General features: G+C 72.8%; 10 protein-coding genes. 5 read left to right on the top strand and 5 right to left on the bottom strand.

The window, feature by feature from the left end:
* The first annotated feature begins 23 nt into the window (after positions 1–23).
* The 5 genes from ASG91_RS09040 to mscL all read left to right on the top strand — a co-directional run bounded on the left by ASG91_RS09040 (position 24) and on the right by mscL (position 4,306).
* A complete protein-coding gene (locus ASG91_RS09040) occupies positions 24–1,697 on the top strand; it encodes a potassium/proton antiporter (protein WP_235545497.1) in 1,674 nt (557 codons plus the stop codon).
* A 93-nt stretch (positions 1,698–1,790) separates the two neighbouring features.
* On the top strand, positions 1,791–2,117 hold the full coding sequence (locus ASG91_RS09035) for an FmdB family zinc ribbon protein (protein WP_056922280.1): 327 nt from the start codon (positions 1,791–1,793) through the stop codon (positions 2,115–2,117).
* Between the two features lie 155 nt (positions 2,118–2,272).
* Positions 2,273–3,106, top strand: a complete 834-nt coding sequence (locus ASG91_RS09030) for an S-methyl-5'-thioadenosine phosphorylase (protein WP_056922279.1) — start codon at positions 2,273–2,275, stop codon at positions 3,104–3,106.
* Between the two features lie 9 nt (positions 3,107–3,115).
* Entirely contained in the window at positions 3,116–3,859 is a 744-nt protein-coding gene (locus tag ASG91_RS09025; RefSeq protein ID WP_056922278.1) for an SAF domain-containing protein, read from the top strand.
* 87 nt (positions 3,860–3,946) lie between these two features.
* Positions 3,947–4,306 (top strand): large conductance mechanosensitive channel protein MscL, encoded by a 360-nt coding sequence (gene mscL / locus ASG91_RS09020; protein ID WP_056922277.1) that lies wholly within the window; start codon positions 3,947–3,949, stop codon positions 4,304–4,306.
* Positions 4,307–4,448: 142 nt separating this feature from the next.
* On the opposite strand, the gene ASG91_RS09015 is transcribed toward mscL, so the two are convergent.
* The 5 genes from ASG91_RS09015 to ASG91_RS08995 form a co-directional block, all read right to left on the bottom strand.
* Positions 4,449–8,726 (bottom strand): AAA domain-containing protein, encoded by a 4,278-nt coding sequence (locus ASG91_RS09015; protein WP_235545495.1) that lies wholly within the window; start codon positions 8,724–8,726, stop codon positions 4,449–4,451.
* Positions 8,727–8,735: 9 nt separating this feature from the next.
* Positions 8,736–10,088 (bottom strand): MFS transporter, encoded by a 1,353-nt coding sequence (locus ASG91_RS09010; RefSeq protein WP_082594031.1) that lies wholly within the window; start codon positions 10,086–10,088, stop codon positions 8,736–8,738.
* A 150-nt stretch (positions 10,089–10,238) separates the two neighbouring features.
* On the bottom strand, positions 10,239–10,775 hold the full coding sequence (locus ASG91_RS09005; protein WP_056922276.1) for a hypothetical protein: 537 nt from the start codon (positions 10,773–10,775) through the stop codon (positions 10,239–10,241).
* 564 nt (positions 10,776–11,339) lie between these two features.
* Positions 11,340–12,098, bottom strand: a complete 759-nt coding sequence (locus ASG91_RS09000) for a matrixin family metalloprotease (RefSeq protein WP_056922275.1) — start codon at positions 12,096–12,098, stop codon at positions 11,340–11,342.
* Between the two features lie 224 nt (positions 12,099–12,322).
* Positions 12,323–15,496 (bottom strand): AAA family ATPase, encoded by a 3,174-nt coding sequence (locus ASG91_RS08995; RefSeq protein ID WP_056922274.1) that lies wholly within the window; start codon positions 15,494–15,496, stop codon positions 12,323–12,325.
* Positions 15,497–15,511 lie beyond the last annotated feature (15 nt).

Here is a 15,511-nt window from a genome sequence, read left to right as displayed (position 1 = left end):
CAAGGGAAAGGACGTGACCGGCCGTGCGCGCTGCGATCCTCCCGGGTGTGGCTCCCGACCTCGTGAACGGGTTCCCGGGGGCCGGGTCGTCCGACGCGTTCACGCTCCACGAGCTCACGCCGGCGCTGCTGATCGGCTCGCTGGTGCTGCTGGTCTCGGTGGCCGCCGTGCGCCTGTCCCTGAAGTCCGGGCTGCCCTCCCTGCTCATCTACCTGGGCATCGGACTGGCCATCGGCGAGGCCGGACCGTTCCTCCAGATCCGGTTCGACTCCAACGAGCTCACCCAGGTGCTCGGCTACGCCGCGCTCATCCTGATCCTCAGCGAGGGCGGTCTCAGCACGAGGTGGGACGGCATCCGCCGCTCGGTCGGGCCGGCCGCCGTCCTGTCGACCGTCGGGGTCATCGTGTCGGTGGCCGTCGTCGCACTGGCTGCGCGGTTCGTGCTGCACCTCGACTGGAACTCCGCCCTGCTGGTCGGCGCGATCCTCTCGTCGACCGACGCCGCCGCGGTGTTCTCGGTGCTGCGCCGGGTCCCGCTCCCCCGCCGGATCACCGGCATGCTCGAGGCCGAGTCCGGCTTCAACGACGCCCCCGTGGTCATCCTCGTGACCGCCCTCGCCGCACGGTCGGCCAACCCCGCGGACGCCGAGGGCTGGTTCACCCTGGCGCTCAAGGCGGTCGCCGAGCTCGGCGCCGGCGCCGCCATCGGCCTCGCCGTGGGCTGGGCGGGGGGCCAGTTCATGCGACGGGCCGCCTCCGGTTCGTCGGGTCTGTTCAGCATCGGCGTGGTGGCCCTCACGGTCCTCGCGTATGCCGCGGCGGCCAGCGTGCACGCCAGCGGCTTCATCGCGTGCTACCTCGCGGCCCTGGTGCTGGGCAACCTCAAGCTGCCGCACGGACCGGCCGTTCTCGGCCTCTCCACCGCGCTCGGGTGGCTGGCCCAGATCGGGCTGTTCGTGCTGCTCGGGCTGCTGGCCTCGCCGAGCAAGATGGGCAGCCAGATCCTGCCGGCCATCGTGATCGGGTTGGTGCTGCTGCTCTTCGCCCGACCCCTGTCGGTGCTGGTGTCGGTCTCGCCCTTTCGGCTCGGCTGGCGCGACCAGGTCTTCCTGTCCTGGGCCGGGCTGCGGGGTGCCGTGCCGGTCGTGCTCGCGACCGTGCCGCTCACGGTGGGTGCCCGCAACGTCAGCTGGATCTTCGAGCTGGTCTTCGTCCTGGTCGTCATCTTCACGCTCGTGCAGGCGCCCACCCTGCCCTGGGTGGCGGGGCGCCTGGGCATCGTGGAGGACTACCGCAGCCTCGACCTCGCGGTGGAGGCCACGCCCCTGGAGGAGCTGCAGGCCGAGCTGATGCAGGTCACCGTGGGTCCGGCGTCGAAGCTGCACGGCGTGGAGGTGTTCGAGCTCCGCCTGCCCGAGGGGGCGAACGTCACCCTGGTCGTGCGTGGCGGCAAGGGCTTCGTGCCCGGCAACAACACCGTGCTCCGGCGGGGCGACCAGCTGCTCATCGTCTCCACGGCCGAGGTGAGGACCCTCGCGGAGAAGCGGGTCAGGTCGGTCAGCCAGCAGGGTCGACTGGCGGGCTGGCGCGACCAGGCCCCCCGGGTCAGGAGCCGGGCCGGACGCCTGCGCGAGGCCAGTGCCCGGCTGCGGGAGGTCGGCAGCAGTCGCCGCGAGGGCGGCAGCGGGAAGAAGTAGCCCTCGCGCGGCCTTATAGTTGGCAGTCGAACCCTTACAGTGCCAGCCCGCACGGACCGTGCGCGCCGGTCAGGACGCCCCATTGGAGGAACAGTGCCGACGTACTCCTACGCCTGCACCGAGTGCGACCACCGCTTCGACGCGGTGCAGTCGTTCAGCGACGACTCCCTGACGGTCTGCCCCGAGTGCCAGGGCCGGCTGCGCAAGGTCTTCAACGCCGTGGGCGTCGTGTTCAAGGGTGGCGGCTTCTACCGCACCGACTCGCGCAGCGGCTCGTCCTCCTCCGTGCCGGCCGCCAGCTCGAGCGACTCCGCCTCGTCCAGCTCGTCCAGCTCGTCCAGCTCGTCGAGCTCGTCCTCGGGCTCCGGCTCGTCCTCCTCGGCTTCGACCGCGGCCAAGGCCGACGGCTCGGCCGCCTGAGGCCAGCCCCACCGCAGCCGCGCTGGCTGCCGGCCGCGACCACGCGGCATACCGTCACCGCCCGCCCCGTCCACAGGGCGGGCGTCGTCGTCACGGTGTCCACAGGGCCCGCCGGCGGGAGGTGCCGCCGGGAGGCCGCTGCGTAGGCTGCTGGCATGACCTCGACCCCTCGCGCCGACCTCGGCCTCATCGGCGGTTCCGGCTTCTACGAGTTCTTCGAGGCGGCGGAGCGGGTGAGCGTGACCACGCCGTTCGGCGACCCGAGCGACGACCTGGTCATCGGTGAGGTCGACGGTCGGCGGGTGGCGTTCATCGCCCGGCACGGCCAGGGCCACCGGTTCCCTCCCCACCGGGTCAACTACCGCGCGAACCTCTGGGCGCTGCGCTCGGTCGGGGTCCGCCAGGTGCTCGCGCCGTGCGCCGTCGGCTCGCTCAAGCCCGAGCTCGGGCCGGGCACGATCGTGGTGCCCGACCAGGTGGTCGACCGCACCTGGGGACGCGAGCACACCGTGTATGCCGCGGAGGGACCGGTCGTGCACGTCGGGTTCGCCGACCCCTACTGTCCGCGCGGACGGGCGGTCGCCCTCGAGTCCGGGAAAGCTGCGGACAAGCCGGTCGCCGACGGTGGGACGCTCGTCGTCGTCAACGGGCCCCGGTTCTCCTCCAAGGCCGAGTCGGCCTGGCACCAACAGGCCGGGTGGACGATCGTCGGCATGACGGGCATGCCCGAGGCGTCCATCGCCCGCGAGCTCGCGATGTGCTTCACGACGGTCGCCCTCGTGACCGACCACGACGCCGGGGTCGACGGCGGTGCGGCGGTCACCCACGAAGAGGTGCTCGCCGTCTTCGCCAAGAACGTCGACGGGCTCAAGCAGGTGCTGCGGTCCGCGCTCGGGTCGATGCCGGCCGCGGAGCCCGACGACACCGCAACCTGCGCCTGTCGTCGTGCCCTCGACGGGATCACCCTGCCGTTCGAGCTGCCGGGCTAGGCGAGGTCGATGCCGGTGGCCCTCGACCGACCCGCACCTGCGGACGCCCAGCCTGCGGGTGGGCTGCGGGTGGCCGGGTGGCTGCGTGGCCCGGGTCGGCGCAGGCAGTGGCGCCGACGGGTGGTCCGACGTGCCCTGGCCGTGGTGTGCGCGGTGGCAGCGGCCGCCGGGGTGGTGGGGATCGCGCGGTCCGCCGACCGGCAGCCCATGGAACGGGTCGTCGTCGCGGTGCGCCCACTCGCCGTCGGGGAGATCGCCACCCCGTCAGCCCTGCGTGAGGTCTGGTGGCCCGCCGACCTCGTGCCGGAGGCCAGCGTCCACGAGCTCGGCTCGGTGCTGGGTCGGCCCCTCTCGGTGCCGCTCGGCCGGGGTGAACCCCTCACGCGGACGCGCGTCGCTCGCGACGGGCTGCTGCTCGGCCAGCCGGTCGACCTGGTGGCGGTGCACGTCTCGGTGCCTGATCCAGGCCTGCTGGCGATGGTGTCGGCCGGTGACCGGGTCGACCTCTGGGGCCCGGACGGTCCCGTGGCGCGCTCGGTGCTCGTGTTGAGTGTGGACGATTCGTGGGTGACCGACTTCGGGGCGGTCATCCAGGGCCAGGGGTCGTCGAGCGGCTACGACGTCGACGGCGCCGGGTTGGTCGTCTCCGCAGGTCACGACGTCGTGGGCCGCATCCTCTCGGTCCCTGACGACGCGCTCGGCCGCGCCCAGCTCGCCGTGGTGCTCACCCGCGACCGACCTCGGGTGGGCTGAACCCACGCGTCACACCCGTGTCGTAGGCCCCACAGTCGCTAGCGTGGAGCGCGTCAGATCGACAACTAGGGAAAGGTCGCGACACCCATGAAGGGTTTCAAGGACTTCGTCATGCGGGGCAATCTCGTGGAGCTTGCCGTCGCCTTCATCATCGCTGGTGCGTTCGGCACCGTGGTCAAGACCTTCACCGACCTCCTGATGGGGATCATCGGCAGGGCCGGCGGGAAGCCCGACTTCAGCACCTACAAGCCCGGGGGCCTCCCGGTCGGCATCTTCCTCACGGCGCTGGTGTCGTTCCTCATCCTGGCCTTCGTCGTCTACTTCTTCGTGGTGAAGCCCTACGAGGTGGCCAAGGCGCGCTACTCCAAGGTCGAGGAGGACGCCGCCCCGGACGAGAACATCGTCCTGCTGCGGGAGATCCGCGACTCGCTGCGCAGCCGCGCCTGAGCAGCACCACCAGACCACGCAAAGGCGCCGGCCCCTCAGGGGTCCGGCGCCTTCGTGTCCCCTGCCCGCCCCTTGCCCACTTCGGGTCGAGTCCAACCCGCCGAAGATCACTGGCGGGTTGGAGCTCGACCGGGAGGGTTGCTCAGTCGGAGCCCCAGTGCGGTGGACGCTGCTCGCGCAGGTAGCGGTCGTACGCCGACTCGTCAGGTCGCTCGCCCCAGCCGGTGTCGGTGTCGTCCTTGGTCTGCTCCGTCTGGATGTCGAGGGTCAGGGGCTCGGGCTGGTCCGACGTGGCCGGGGCGATGACCCGCTTGCCCTTGCGACCACGGACCCGACGCTGCCGGGCGGTGTCGTCTGTCGTCGGCACGAACTCGTCGGCCGACGGCGCCTCCCCGGAGTCCTCCATCGGCAGCATCTCCTCCCCAGCCCCCTGCGTTGCCGACTCCTCGCCAGCCCCGTGTGCTGCCGTCTCCTCGGCGGGCTGCTCCGGAACGGTCGGCTCTGGAGCGGTCGGCTCGGCCGCGACGGGCACGGCGGCTGCGCGGCCGGCCACGGCCTGCTGCACGGCGGCATGCACCCGGGCGACGTCACGGGCCGGGTCGCGGAAGAGGTCGGTGGACCAGACGCGGACGTGCATCCAGCCGAGCCGGCCGAGCTGTTCGCCCCGCAGCCGGTCGCGGTCGCGGCTGCTGCGCATCGCGGCATAGGCCGGGCCGTCGGTCTCCACGGCGACGAGGACGGTGCCCTGGTGGTCCGGGTCCTCGACCGCGAGGTCGATCGGCTGGCCCGCCGACCCGTAGGCCTCGTGCACGACGAGACCGGTGTCGCGCAGCCGACGGGCGAACTCAGCCCGCAGCGGGTCCGCAGCCGCCAACCTCGTTCCAAATGGACGATTACCTGCAGGAGTGGGGGCGGGGCTGGGGGTCTCGCCGGTGGGCGCTACCGGGAAGGTGCCGTCCGCGGCATACGCCAGGAAGTCCCGGAGCATGATCGCGCCGCGCGCCTTGAGGCGAGCGGGGTCGAGGTCACTGGCGAGCAGCGACGAGACCACCGTCATCCGCCGACGGGAGCGGGTGATGGCGACGTTGAGGCGACGTTCGCCGCCCTCGAGGTTGAGCGGACCGAACCGGTGCAGCACCCGACCGTGCGGGGTCTTGCCGTAGCCGACCGACAGGATGATGGCGTCGCGCTCGTCACCCTGGACGCGTTCGAGGTTCTTGACGAAGAACCGCTCGGGCCGGTCCTCGTCGAAGAAGTCACCCACCCCGGCGGCAGCATCGGTGGCCAGGGCCCGGCGCAACGCGTCGTCGAGCCGGGTCGCGTGCTTGATGCCGAGCGCGATGACGCCCAGCGACTCGTGGGGCCGGGTGCGGGCGTGCTCGAGGACGAGCTCGACCACCCGCGAGACCTCGGCCTCGGTGGACTCGATGGCCTCCTCGCCGGGCGTGACCACCCCGGAGCCCTCGACCGACTCGAGGCGCACGACCGCGTCGGTGCCGGTGCCGGGGAAGGTGACGAGCGCGCCGTCGTACATCTCTTGGTTGGCGAAGGCGACCAGGCGCTCGTCGAGCGAGCGGTAGTGCCAGGACAGCCGGCGGGTCGGCAGCGCGGCGGTGAGCACGTCGAGCACCGACTCGAACCCCTCGGTGAGGGCGTCGGACTCGGGCGCGGTGTCCTCGTCGACCGCCGCCGTGAAGAAGCTGGTCGGCGGCAGCTGCCGCTCGTCGCCGGCCACGACGACCTGGTGGGCGCGCGAGATCGCCGACACGGCCTGGGCGGGCGGGATCTGCGAGGCCTCGTCGAAGATCACCACGTCGAACCAGCGCCCGGGCGGCAGCACCGAGGCGACCACCAGCGGCGACATCGCCCAGGCGGGCTTGGCGGCGGTGAGGGTCTCGGCGGCCTTGGGCAGCAGCTCGCGCAGGGGGCGGTGGCGACGCGCCTTGCCTGCCTCCGCGCGCACCAGCGCCTCCTGGTCGGGGTGGTCGGCCAGGACCTCGCGCAGCCGTCGCCCGGCCCCGGCCCGCACCCGGTCGGCGCTGACGCGCAGGTGGGCGTGGTCGGCGGCGACGTACTCGCGGGCGACGCGTTGCAGCTGCGCGCCGTCGTGGGCGCCGTAGCGCGGGTCGCGCACGGTGAGGTCCTCGGACAGCGAGGTCCACCAGACGAAGTCGAGCTCGGCGGCGACGTCGTCCGGCTCGACGCCGCGTCGGGCGAGGTCGTCGAGCAGCGCTCCCATCCCGGACTCACGCAGGGCGTCGAGGGTCCCGAGGACCTGTGGCACCACGGTGAGGCGGTCGGGTCGGGCGTCGAGCTCGGCCATCCGCTCCCGCAGCTCGCCGAGGGTGGCCCCGAACAGGTCGCCGCCACCGTGGGTGGTGGCGAGTCGCTCGCCCAGCCAGGTGAGGTCGGCCGACAGTGCTTCGTATGCCGCGCGCGCCCGGTCGAGGTCGACCGGGATCTCGGGGCGGCCGCCCGCGCCGGCCATCTGCTGCCAGGCGAGGCGCTGGGTCTGCGCATCGAGCAGGGCCGCGTGCAGGTCGGCCGGTGGCGGTCCGGGGCGCAGGAGCGAGCGGGCCTGCCGGCGCAGCCGCCAGCGCGAGTACCAGCCCAGCGCAACGCCGTCCGCCGCACGCTGTGCCTTGGTGCCGGTCGCCGCGACGAGCTCGCCGAGGGGGATGTCGAAGATCTCCGGGCGGAACACCTCGAGGGTGTCGCGGACCCGGCCGACCGAGTCGAGCACGTCGCCCCAGTCACCGGTGCGGTCGGCCTGCGGCAGCCGCACGTCGGAGAACACCTCGTGCATGGTCTGCTCGACGTCCTGGAGCCCACCCTGGCTGAGACGACTGGTGATGTCGCGGGCGCGCACGGCTTCCTCGGAAGTGGCGATGCGGGCGCCGAACCACGGGTCGGTGCCCTCCTGCGTGGACCAGGCGCCCAGGCTCGCGGCCTCGGTCAGCTGTCGCCCCAGCTCCTGGACGCGCTGGCGGTCGAGCGCGGCGAGCTGCTCGCCCCGCACCCGGACCCGGGACGTCGGCGGGTGGGGGAGGCTGCCGAGGGTGGAGATCGCCTCCTGCGCCTGGTGCGCGGAGACGCCCCAGGGCTGGCGCACCTCGTGGAGGGCGGCCGCGTGCTGCACCAGGGTGGCTCGCCGGTCGACGAGGGCCTGCTCGATCTCGGTGGTGTCGGGGTCCTGCACCTGGCTGCCCCGCTCGAGCGCGGCGCCGAACTGCTGCGCCAGCCGGCGCCGGTTGCTCGCGCCGTCGTAGGCGTCGAGGACGAGGTCGCCGAGGCCCACGCCCTCGAGCCGCGACAGCACGGCGTCGATGGCAGCCCGCTTCTCGGCGACGAAGAGCACCCGCTTGCCCTCGCCCGCGAGGCTCGCGATGAGGTTGGCGATGGTCTGCGACTTGCCGGTGCCGGGCGGGCCCTTGATGACGAGGTGGGCGCCGGACCGGACCGCGTCGATCGCGGCCTGCTGGGTCGAGTCGGCGTCGAGGATGAGCAGCTCGTGCGCCGGGTCGGAGTCGGCCGGCGACTCGGGCACAGAGGTGCGCACCGAGCGCAACGCTCCGGGGTCGCCCGCGAGGGCGGCGATGACGTCGTGGTCGGCAAGCGAATCCCCTTGTGCCGCAAGGTCGGCCACCATCGGCAGCTTGGCGTAGGAGAAGGTGCCGACGACGAGTCGTGGCATGACGCTGAAGTCGGGGACCGACTCGCACAGGCGCGCCAGCTCGACGTAGACGGGGTGCGGGTCGAAGGCGCCGCTGGCGTTGGCCAGCTCCTCGAGCGCGGCGGTGTCGAGGTCGAGACCCTGCTCGGAGCGCAGGTAGTGCTCGAGGACCGGGTTGAACTCCACGTCGTTGCCGAGGTCGAGGTCGAAGTCCTCGCGGGCGGCGCCGGTGGGCTTGAGGACGCAGGACCGCAGCAGCACCGGGGCGGCGGGTGCTCGCGACGCACCGCGGACGGTCCAGCTGGCCATGCCGATCGCGATGAACCCGGCCGCGATGCCGCGCTCCTCGGAGAGCTCCAGGGTCTTGGCGCGGATGACCCGGGCCCGGCGCCGGGCCTCGTCGAGGGCGGCCGGCTCGCGGACCAGGTCGGACAGGCGGGTCGGCCGGCCGGCGAGCAGCATGGCCAGGCCACCGGGGTGAGCGGTGGTGAGGTCGAGGGTGCCGCTGGGCAGGTCGCGGTACCAGAGCAGGGTGTTGCGACCACCGAGGTCGACGAGGTGGCGCTGCCAGGCCTTGACCGCCTCGGCGACCCGCGCACCGCGCGGGTCCGCGTCGCGCGCGTCCGTGGCGGGAGCGTCCGTGGCGGGAGCGTCCGTGCCGGGAGCGTCAGGCGCGGTCGGGTCGGGGGTGCTTGCGTCAGGGGTCGCCGTCGGCACTGGTGGGGTCTGGTCGGTCGGCGGGGTCACCCAAGCAGGCTAACCAACCTGGTCGCCCTCCCGGTCAGGCAACACGGTGTCGGGCAGCACGGGGTCTGGTGTGACCGAGGTGTGCCCCCTGACAGCGTCGGTCGGGGTGCTGCCGTCGACGCGGATCAGCAGGGACGCGAGGGCGACGATCGCGGCGAGGACGGCCGAGCAGGCCCCGAGCACGGAGTAGCCGAGCTGGCCGACGACGACGCCCGCGAGCGCTCCCCCACCGCCCGCCGCGAGGCCCATGACCAGGTCGGCGGCGCCCTGCGCACCGGCCCGCTCCGCCAGCGGCACCGACTTCACCACCAGCGTCGAGCCGCTGACCAGCGTGAACGACCAGCCGAGACCCAGCAGGAAGAGCCCGATCGCGAGCCCGGCCGACCACCCGATCGGCGCTTGGGCCGCGAGCACGCTGGCCACCACGAGGATCATCGCGCCGGCCAGCCCGCACGACCGTCCGCCCCACCGGTCGACCGCGAGGCCGGTGAGCGGGGAGAACGCGAACATCCCCAGCACGTGGATGCTGATGACCAGGCCGATGACCCGCAGGCTGGCGCCACCGTGGTGCATGTGCAACGGGGTCATCACCATGACGCTGACCATCACGGTGTGACCCAGCGCCATCGTGACCAGGCCGAGCAGCGCACCGGGGTGCGCCAGCAGGGTGCGCCACCCGCGCACGATCGACCCGTGCTGCCGCTCCAGCGGCTCGGTCGCGACGGCGGCGGCGCGCTCCCGCGCGAGCAGGAGGGGGTCCGGCCGCAGCATCAGGAACAGCACGGCCGCCCCGAGGACGAGCCCGAGCAGCGAGAACACGTAGGGCCCGGTCAGCGGCGGGATACCCAGCCACTCGGCGATCGGCTCCCCCGGACCCGCGAGGTTGGGCCCGAAGACCGCGCCGATCGTGGTCGCCCACACCACGGTCGAGAGGTCGCGCCCGCGGTGCGCTTCGTCGGCGAGGTCGGCCGCGGCATACCGGGCTTGGCTGTTGGCGGCGTTGGAGCCGCCGAAGAGGGCGGCCCCGGCGAGGAGCAGCGGGAAGTTGCGGATCGCGCCGGCGACGATCATCGTTACCGCGCCGGTGATGCCGAGGGCGTAGCCGAGGAGCAGCCCCCAGCGACGGCCGCGGGCAGCCATCACGTGCGCCATCGGGATCGCGATGAGCGCACCACCCAGCACCTGGAAGGTGCCTCCCAGCCCGGCGAGGTCGGCGGAGCCGCCGACGTCCTCGGCGAGCAGCGCCCCCACCCCGGCACCGGCGGAGACCCCCACACCGACGAGCACCTGGGTGACGATCAGGGTCGACACGGTCTGCCGCTGCACCGTCCGGAAGTAGTGGGGCGCGTGGTCGGCAGGCATCCGGCCAGTATGCCGCGTGGCCCGGACCCCGGAACCGGCCCGGCCCGCAGGATGCGGACCGGGCCGGGGGACCCGCCGGCTGGGACCTGCCAGCCCGCCGGCGGGTGGCTCAGCCGGCCCCGGTGACCGTGATGGAGACGGTCGGGGTGGTCACGAGTTGCCGTTGCCCTGGCCCTGGGTGGCGAGGCCACCGAAGGCGAGCGGGAAGGAGACGTCCCTGCAGGCGTCTTGCGACGTCGCCGTGTCGAGCCTCATCACGGTCAGCGGGATGGTGATCGAGGAGTTGCGCGGCACGACGTAGGTGACGGCGCCGGGCTTGGTCGCCTCGTAGGCGCTGACGACGAGGTTCGTCGAGCCGGCGCACGCGGAGTTCGCGTCCTTGGGCGTCGCGGTGAGCTCGAGGATCCGGTAGGCGACCTGGTCGGGGTTGGTGACCTTGACCGACAGGGTCCTCATCTGACCGGGGCGCAGCTGATTGACGGCGCCGACGGCAGCGAACGGGGCGTGGCCCGAGTCGTTTGCGGCGGCGGTGCTGCCAGTGCCCTGCACGACGTTGAGCGCGCCGTCCCGCGGGGCGGCGGGGTCGTCACGGGTGAGCCACACGCCACACCCGCCCATCAGGGCGAGGACCACGACGACGCCGATCACGACCGCGAGGTTGCGGCGCTGGCGTGGTGTGGTGGCCATGGGTTCATCTCCCTGTTCGGGCATGCGGTCGAACGTGGCAGGTGGTGCATGTCGTACGGGTGGTGCTTTCGTGCCTGCCGGGCCGCCCGGCGGTGTCGGGGGGAGGGTGACACCACCGGGCGGGGATCAGGCGGGCGCAGTCACTCAGTTGCTGGTGAAGACCAGGGGCACGGTGACGCCCTTGAAGTTGTCCTGGTTGGTGCCCAGGTTCTTGAGCTGGATGGTGCCTGAATACTTGCCGCTGTCACGGGGGCGCCACATCACCTGTCAAGTCACCCAAGAAGGTCTTTAGTGGGGCAAGAAACCACCCGATTGGTTCTAGATTTGGTCAAGAGCCTGCGGACATCGAGGTGAGTGGTGTACGCGTTCTGTCCAGTTTGAGTCAGTACCGGATGATTTGCGGCTGAGGCGTCCCGGCCACCCGGGACGTGCCCCGGATCGGGTCCGGACCCGACGAAGCCCGCTCGCCGGGCTGGCGAACGGGCTTCGGGTGGACCGTCCTGTTGGAAGCGGAACTACCGGAAATCCGGCAGTTCCGCTTCCAACAGGACCGGCACTGGCGGGTTAGTTGAGGTCAGGCAGGGGCATGTAGGCCGTGTTGATGCAGCCGGCCGGCTTGCCCACCTTGGTCAGGCCGGTGCGGTCGCCGGTGTAGAAGAACTGCGGCGAGGTGGTGCGCAGGCTGGGGTACATCTGCTGGTGGGTGTCGTCCACGTGCTGCAGACCCACGGCGTGGCCGAGCTCGTGGGACAGCAGGTTCTGGCGCCGCAGACCCGTGCCCGTGCCGCTCTTGAGCTGGCTGAGCATCTGCGGGGTGTCGATGACGACGAACCCGCGCTGCGCCGCGACGGTGTAGGTGGTCTTGCCGCTGACCGTGCGCGACACCCAGCCGTAGTAGAGCCCGCCCTGCCCGAGGGTGGACCCGGAGAGCGGGTAGTCGGTCTTGGTCGGCGACGTGAACGCCACGACCAGCTCGGCAGTCTGCTTGGGCATCGACCCGACCCGCGGGACCTCGGTGGTGCTGCCCTTGTAGACGAACCGGAAGCCCGTGCTGTTCTGCACCTGGACCAGCGCCTTCTGCGTGTCCGCCAGGACGGCCGCTCGCTGGGCGAGCGGCACGGCGCCGAGGTTCACCTTGTAGGTGATGCCCAGCTGGCAGCCGTTCCACCGCACGACCTGCTTGGTCCCGTTGGGGAGGCTGGCGTAGCTGAGCTTGTACGTCGCGACGGCGCCGTCGGCGACGAGCGGCGTGGTCGCCATCGGGACCACCGTGAGTGCGAGTGGCACCAGGGTGGCGCCGACGACGGCGAGTGGCTTGGGCATGCGGGTTCCTCTGGCTCGGGGGCGGCCGGGGTTCGAACCTGGAGGGTATGTCGCGTCTGGTCACCTTCGTCACGGGTTTGGTCCGTGACTCGTCCCTTCGGGTGATCCTGGTCTGCCCGGGTGGACGTGGGGCCGTTTGCCTCCAGTTGTGCCTCGTTGACTTCTACCCACTGGACGGCGCGAACCGGGCTCTCCTTACGCCTTGGCGTTACGCCTTCGTGGCGTTACGCCTTCGTGGGGCTGGCCGGACGCGACGTGACCCGCATCGAGCCCTGGGCGGCGCACCGCGCGGCGTCGAGCACCTGGCCGGCACTGCCGAACAGGTCGGTCGCCTCGGCGAACAGGCTCGCGGCGTCGTCGGGCTCGCCGACCGCAATGGCGAGGTGGGCCTTCGCCTCGAGCACGGCCGCCGGCCACGCCGTGCCCTCCCACCTGGCGGCCGACTCCTCGGCGGCGGCGAGGTGGCGCTCAGCCGCGGGGAGGTCGCCGGCATCCGCACAGGCGATGGTGGCGGGGACCTCGAAGGTCACGGCGCAGAACGGGCACCGGTCGGTGTCGCCCAGGCTCGCTTCGGCGCGTTCGACCGCGGCACGGGCTGCGGTGGGGTCCGGGGCGGCGAGCACCAGCGAGCCATGGATCCGCTGGAGCAGGTGCATCCTGATGATGGACCAGCGGGCCAGCGGGAGCGCCTGGTGGAGCAGCCTGCCCGCCTCGTCGCGGTCGCCTTGCGCGAGGCGCACCTCGGCGAGCCGTTGGAGCGCATGGGCCTCCCCCGCCGGGGCATCGGAGTCGCGGTGGAGGTCGACCGCCTCCTGCAGCTCGCGCTCGGCGAGGTCGAGGTCGCCCATCAGCAGCGCCGCCTCCCCGATCAGGGCCGTCGTGAACGCCACCCCGCGCAGCGCACCGAACTGCTGGGAGCGCAGGCGCAAGGTCCTGGCCAGCTCGATGACCTCCGGGTAGGGCACGCCCCCGTAGAGGAGGTACTCGGCGACGCACAGGTGGGCGTCGAAGAGGGCGGTGGTGAGTCCTGCGTCGGTGACCGTGCGGCGGAGGTGGGAGCGGAAGCGCTCGAACCACTCCCCCCGCTGGTGGGCGATCATGCCCTGCAGGGCGATCAGGTCGACGTAACGCCACGGGTCCTTGTCGGTCAGCAGCGACTGCCGCGCTCCCACAGCGTGGTCCCACGCTCCGTCGATGTCACCGCTGAAGTAGGCGAGGTTGCCCCGGGCCAGCATGATCGGCCCGTCCGCCTCGTCATCCAGCAGCTCGAGCCCGGCGAGGGCCGAGCGGGCCGTGTCGAGGTCGCTGGCGAAGCACGCCGCGCGGGCCAGCCGGGCGCGGACGAGCCGGTGCTCCATCCCTGTCGTCAGGGGCACCGCAGCCCGGTAGCTCTCCACCGACGCAGGGTCGCCCAGTGCAGTGAGCAGATCGCCGCGCCGGGCCAGGAGGTGGCCGCGCACCTCGCCCGTCGCGAAGTCCAGGACCCCGTCGACCAGGATGAGGGCGTCACGGTAGGCACCGAGGGCGCCAGAGGTCTCCACGGCCGGGAGCACGTAGGGGATGGCCTGGCGCGGCTGGCCTGCGGCGAGGTACTGGTGCGCGATGCGGGCGGGCGGGGCACCGAGCCGCGCCAGCTCCCGAGCCACCTCGACCCGGGCTGCGCTCCGCGCGGTGGGCGGCAGGCTCTCCAGCACCGCCTCGCGCACCAAGGCGTGGCGGAACTGGTAGCCGGTCTCGGACCACTCCACCACGAGACAGGCCTGCGCGATCTCGAGGTGCTCGTAGGCCTCTGCCTCACCCACCCCCGCCACCGCGAGGAACTCGTCGGTGGTGAACGACAGCCCGAGCAGGGCGGCGCGCTGCAGGGCCCGCAGGGCGTCGGGCGGGACGTTGGAGATCGTCGCCGGCTCCCGTCCGGTCGCCGCTGCCGCACCGAGCTCGAGGGCCGTGAAGGGTAGCCCGCCGCTGACGGCCCAGATGTGGTGCTGGGTGGGCTCGTCGAGGTCGGGGAAGCGTTCGGCGAGCAGGCGCCGGGTGGCCGACTCGGTGAGCGGGCCGAGGTCGATGCGGGACCCCATGCCGCGTGCGACCAGGCTGGTGTGGACCTCCTCTAGCGCCGGGTTGTGGGTGGGCCGGTGCGCCAGCACCAGCAACACCTGGTCGGTGGCCGCGCAGCGTGCGAGGTAGTGGAGCAGTCGCAGTGATGCCTCGTCGGCCTCGTGCACGTCGTCGACGACCAGCAGCAGGCCGCGGCCGGCGGCCCCGAGCCGCAGCAGCTCGGCGGCAGCGACGAAGAGCCGCTGGTGGGCGCTCTCCCCCGACCAGCTCACCTGGCGCTCGGACAGGGCTCGGTCCAGCTCCTGGCGGTAGCGGTCGTCGAGCCCGTCGAGCAGCGCCGGGTGCCGGCGGCTCAGGTCGCCGAGCGCCTCGAGCACCGGGGCGTAGGGCCACGGCCCTTCGACCGCCGACGCCGTGCCGCGACCGGTGCGCCAGCCGGCCCGTTGGGCCAGCACGTCCGCGAGGTCGAGCACGCTCGACTTGCCGACTCCCGGCGGTCCGGAGATCAGCACGGCCCCGCCGCGCCCGCCTTGGGCCGCGGCGATCCGCTCGCGGAGGGCGTCGCCCACTGCCCGGCGCCCGACCAGCCGACGCGGTTCGGTCGCTGCGGTCTCGGTCGGGGCCGATCCGGTGGGGGTGGACTCGGCCCCCATGGCCATCAGCTCGGCGCGCAGCGACTCGGCCTCGACTCCCGGCGCCGTGCCGAGCTCGCGCCGCAGGACCAGCTCGAGCCGCTCGAGCTGACGCAGCGCCGCCCTGACGTCACCGCGATCGGCGTGGGCCCGCGCGAGGGTCAGGTGCGCCTGCTCGTCGGCGGGGTCGGCCGCCACCAGCTCCTCCCAGCGCCCGCTGACCCGCAGGAGCTCGCGGTGGAGCAGGGCCAGCGACTCCCGGTGCTCCTCGGCCCACGGCTCGTAGAGGTCGTCGGGCAGCAGCACCCCGCCGTAGAGCTCGAGGGCAGCGGTCGCCGCACCCGCCCCACCGTCAGATCCCGCGAGCGCTGCCTCGGCAGCCGCGCGGAAGTCGACGGCGTCGATGGCGACGTCGCTGTCCGGCAGGAGCTCGACGAAGTCGTGGCGCAGCACGACGCCCTGCCCGGCCTCTCCCAACGCCCGTCGCGCGTAGTGGGCAGCCTGGTGGAGTCGTGGCCCGGCCTGTTCCGGCGACAGGTCGGGCCAGAGCAGGTCGATGACCTGCTCCCGGTGCAGCCGGCGACCCGCGGTCAGGGCGAGCACCTTAACCAGCGCGCTGGCATTGCGGCGGCTCCACTGCTGGTCGGTGACCACGGAGCCGCCGACTGATACCGCGAAACCTCCGAGGAGGCTGATGCGCGCATCCATGGCCGGTGCCGATCT

Origin of the sequence: Phycicoccus sp. Soil802 (assembly GCF_001429605.1) — a bacterium.
Lineage (GTDB): Bacteria > Actinomycetota > Actinomycetes > Actinomycetales > Dermatophilaceae > Pedococcus.
The sequence above is the reverse complement of the archived record's forward strand: the minus strand, read 5'-3'. Positions and strand labels throughout refer to the sequence as shown.

Coding starts and splice junctions, on each gene's coding strand:
- ASG91_RS09000 (WP_056922275.1), bottom strand. CDS start 12,098: ATGCCCAAGCCACTCGCCGTCGTCGGCGCCACCCTGGTGCCACTCGCA.
- ASG91_RS08995 (WP_056922274.1), bottom strand. CDS start 15,496: ATGGATGCGCGCATCAGCCTCCTCGGAGGTTTCGCGGTATCAGTCGGC.
- ASG91_RS09030 (WP_056922279.1), top strand. CDS start 2,273: ATGACCTCGACCCCTCGCGCCGACCTCGGCCTCATCGGCGGTTCCGGC.
- ASG91_RS09025 (WP_056922278.1), top strand. CDS start 3,116: ATGCCGGTGGCCCTCGACCGACCCGCACCTGCGGACGCCCAGCCTGCG.
- ASG91_RS09005 (WP_056922276.1), bottom strand. CDS start 10,775: ATGGCCACCACACCACGCCAGCGCCGCAACCTCGCGGTCGTGATCGGC.
- mscL (WP_056922277.1), top strand. CDS start 3,947: ATGAAGGGTTTCAAGGACTTCGTCATGCGGGGCAATCTCGTGGAGCTT.
- ASG91_RS09010 (WP_082594031.1), bottom strand. CDS start 10,088: ATGCCTGCCGACCACGCGCCCCACTACTTCCGGACGGTGCAGCGGCAG.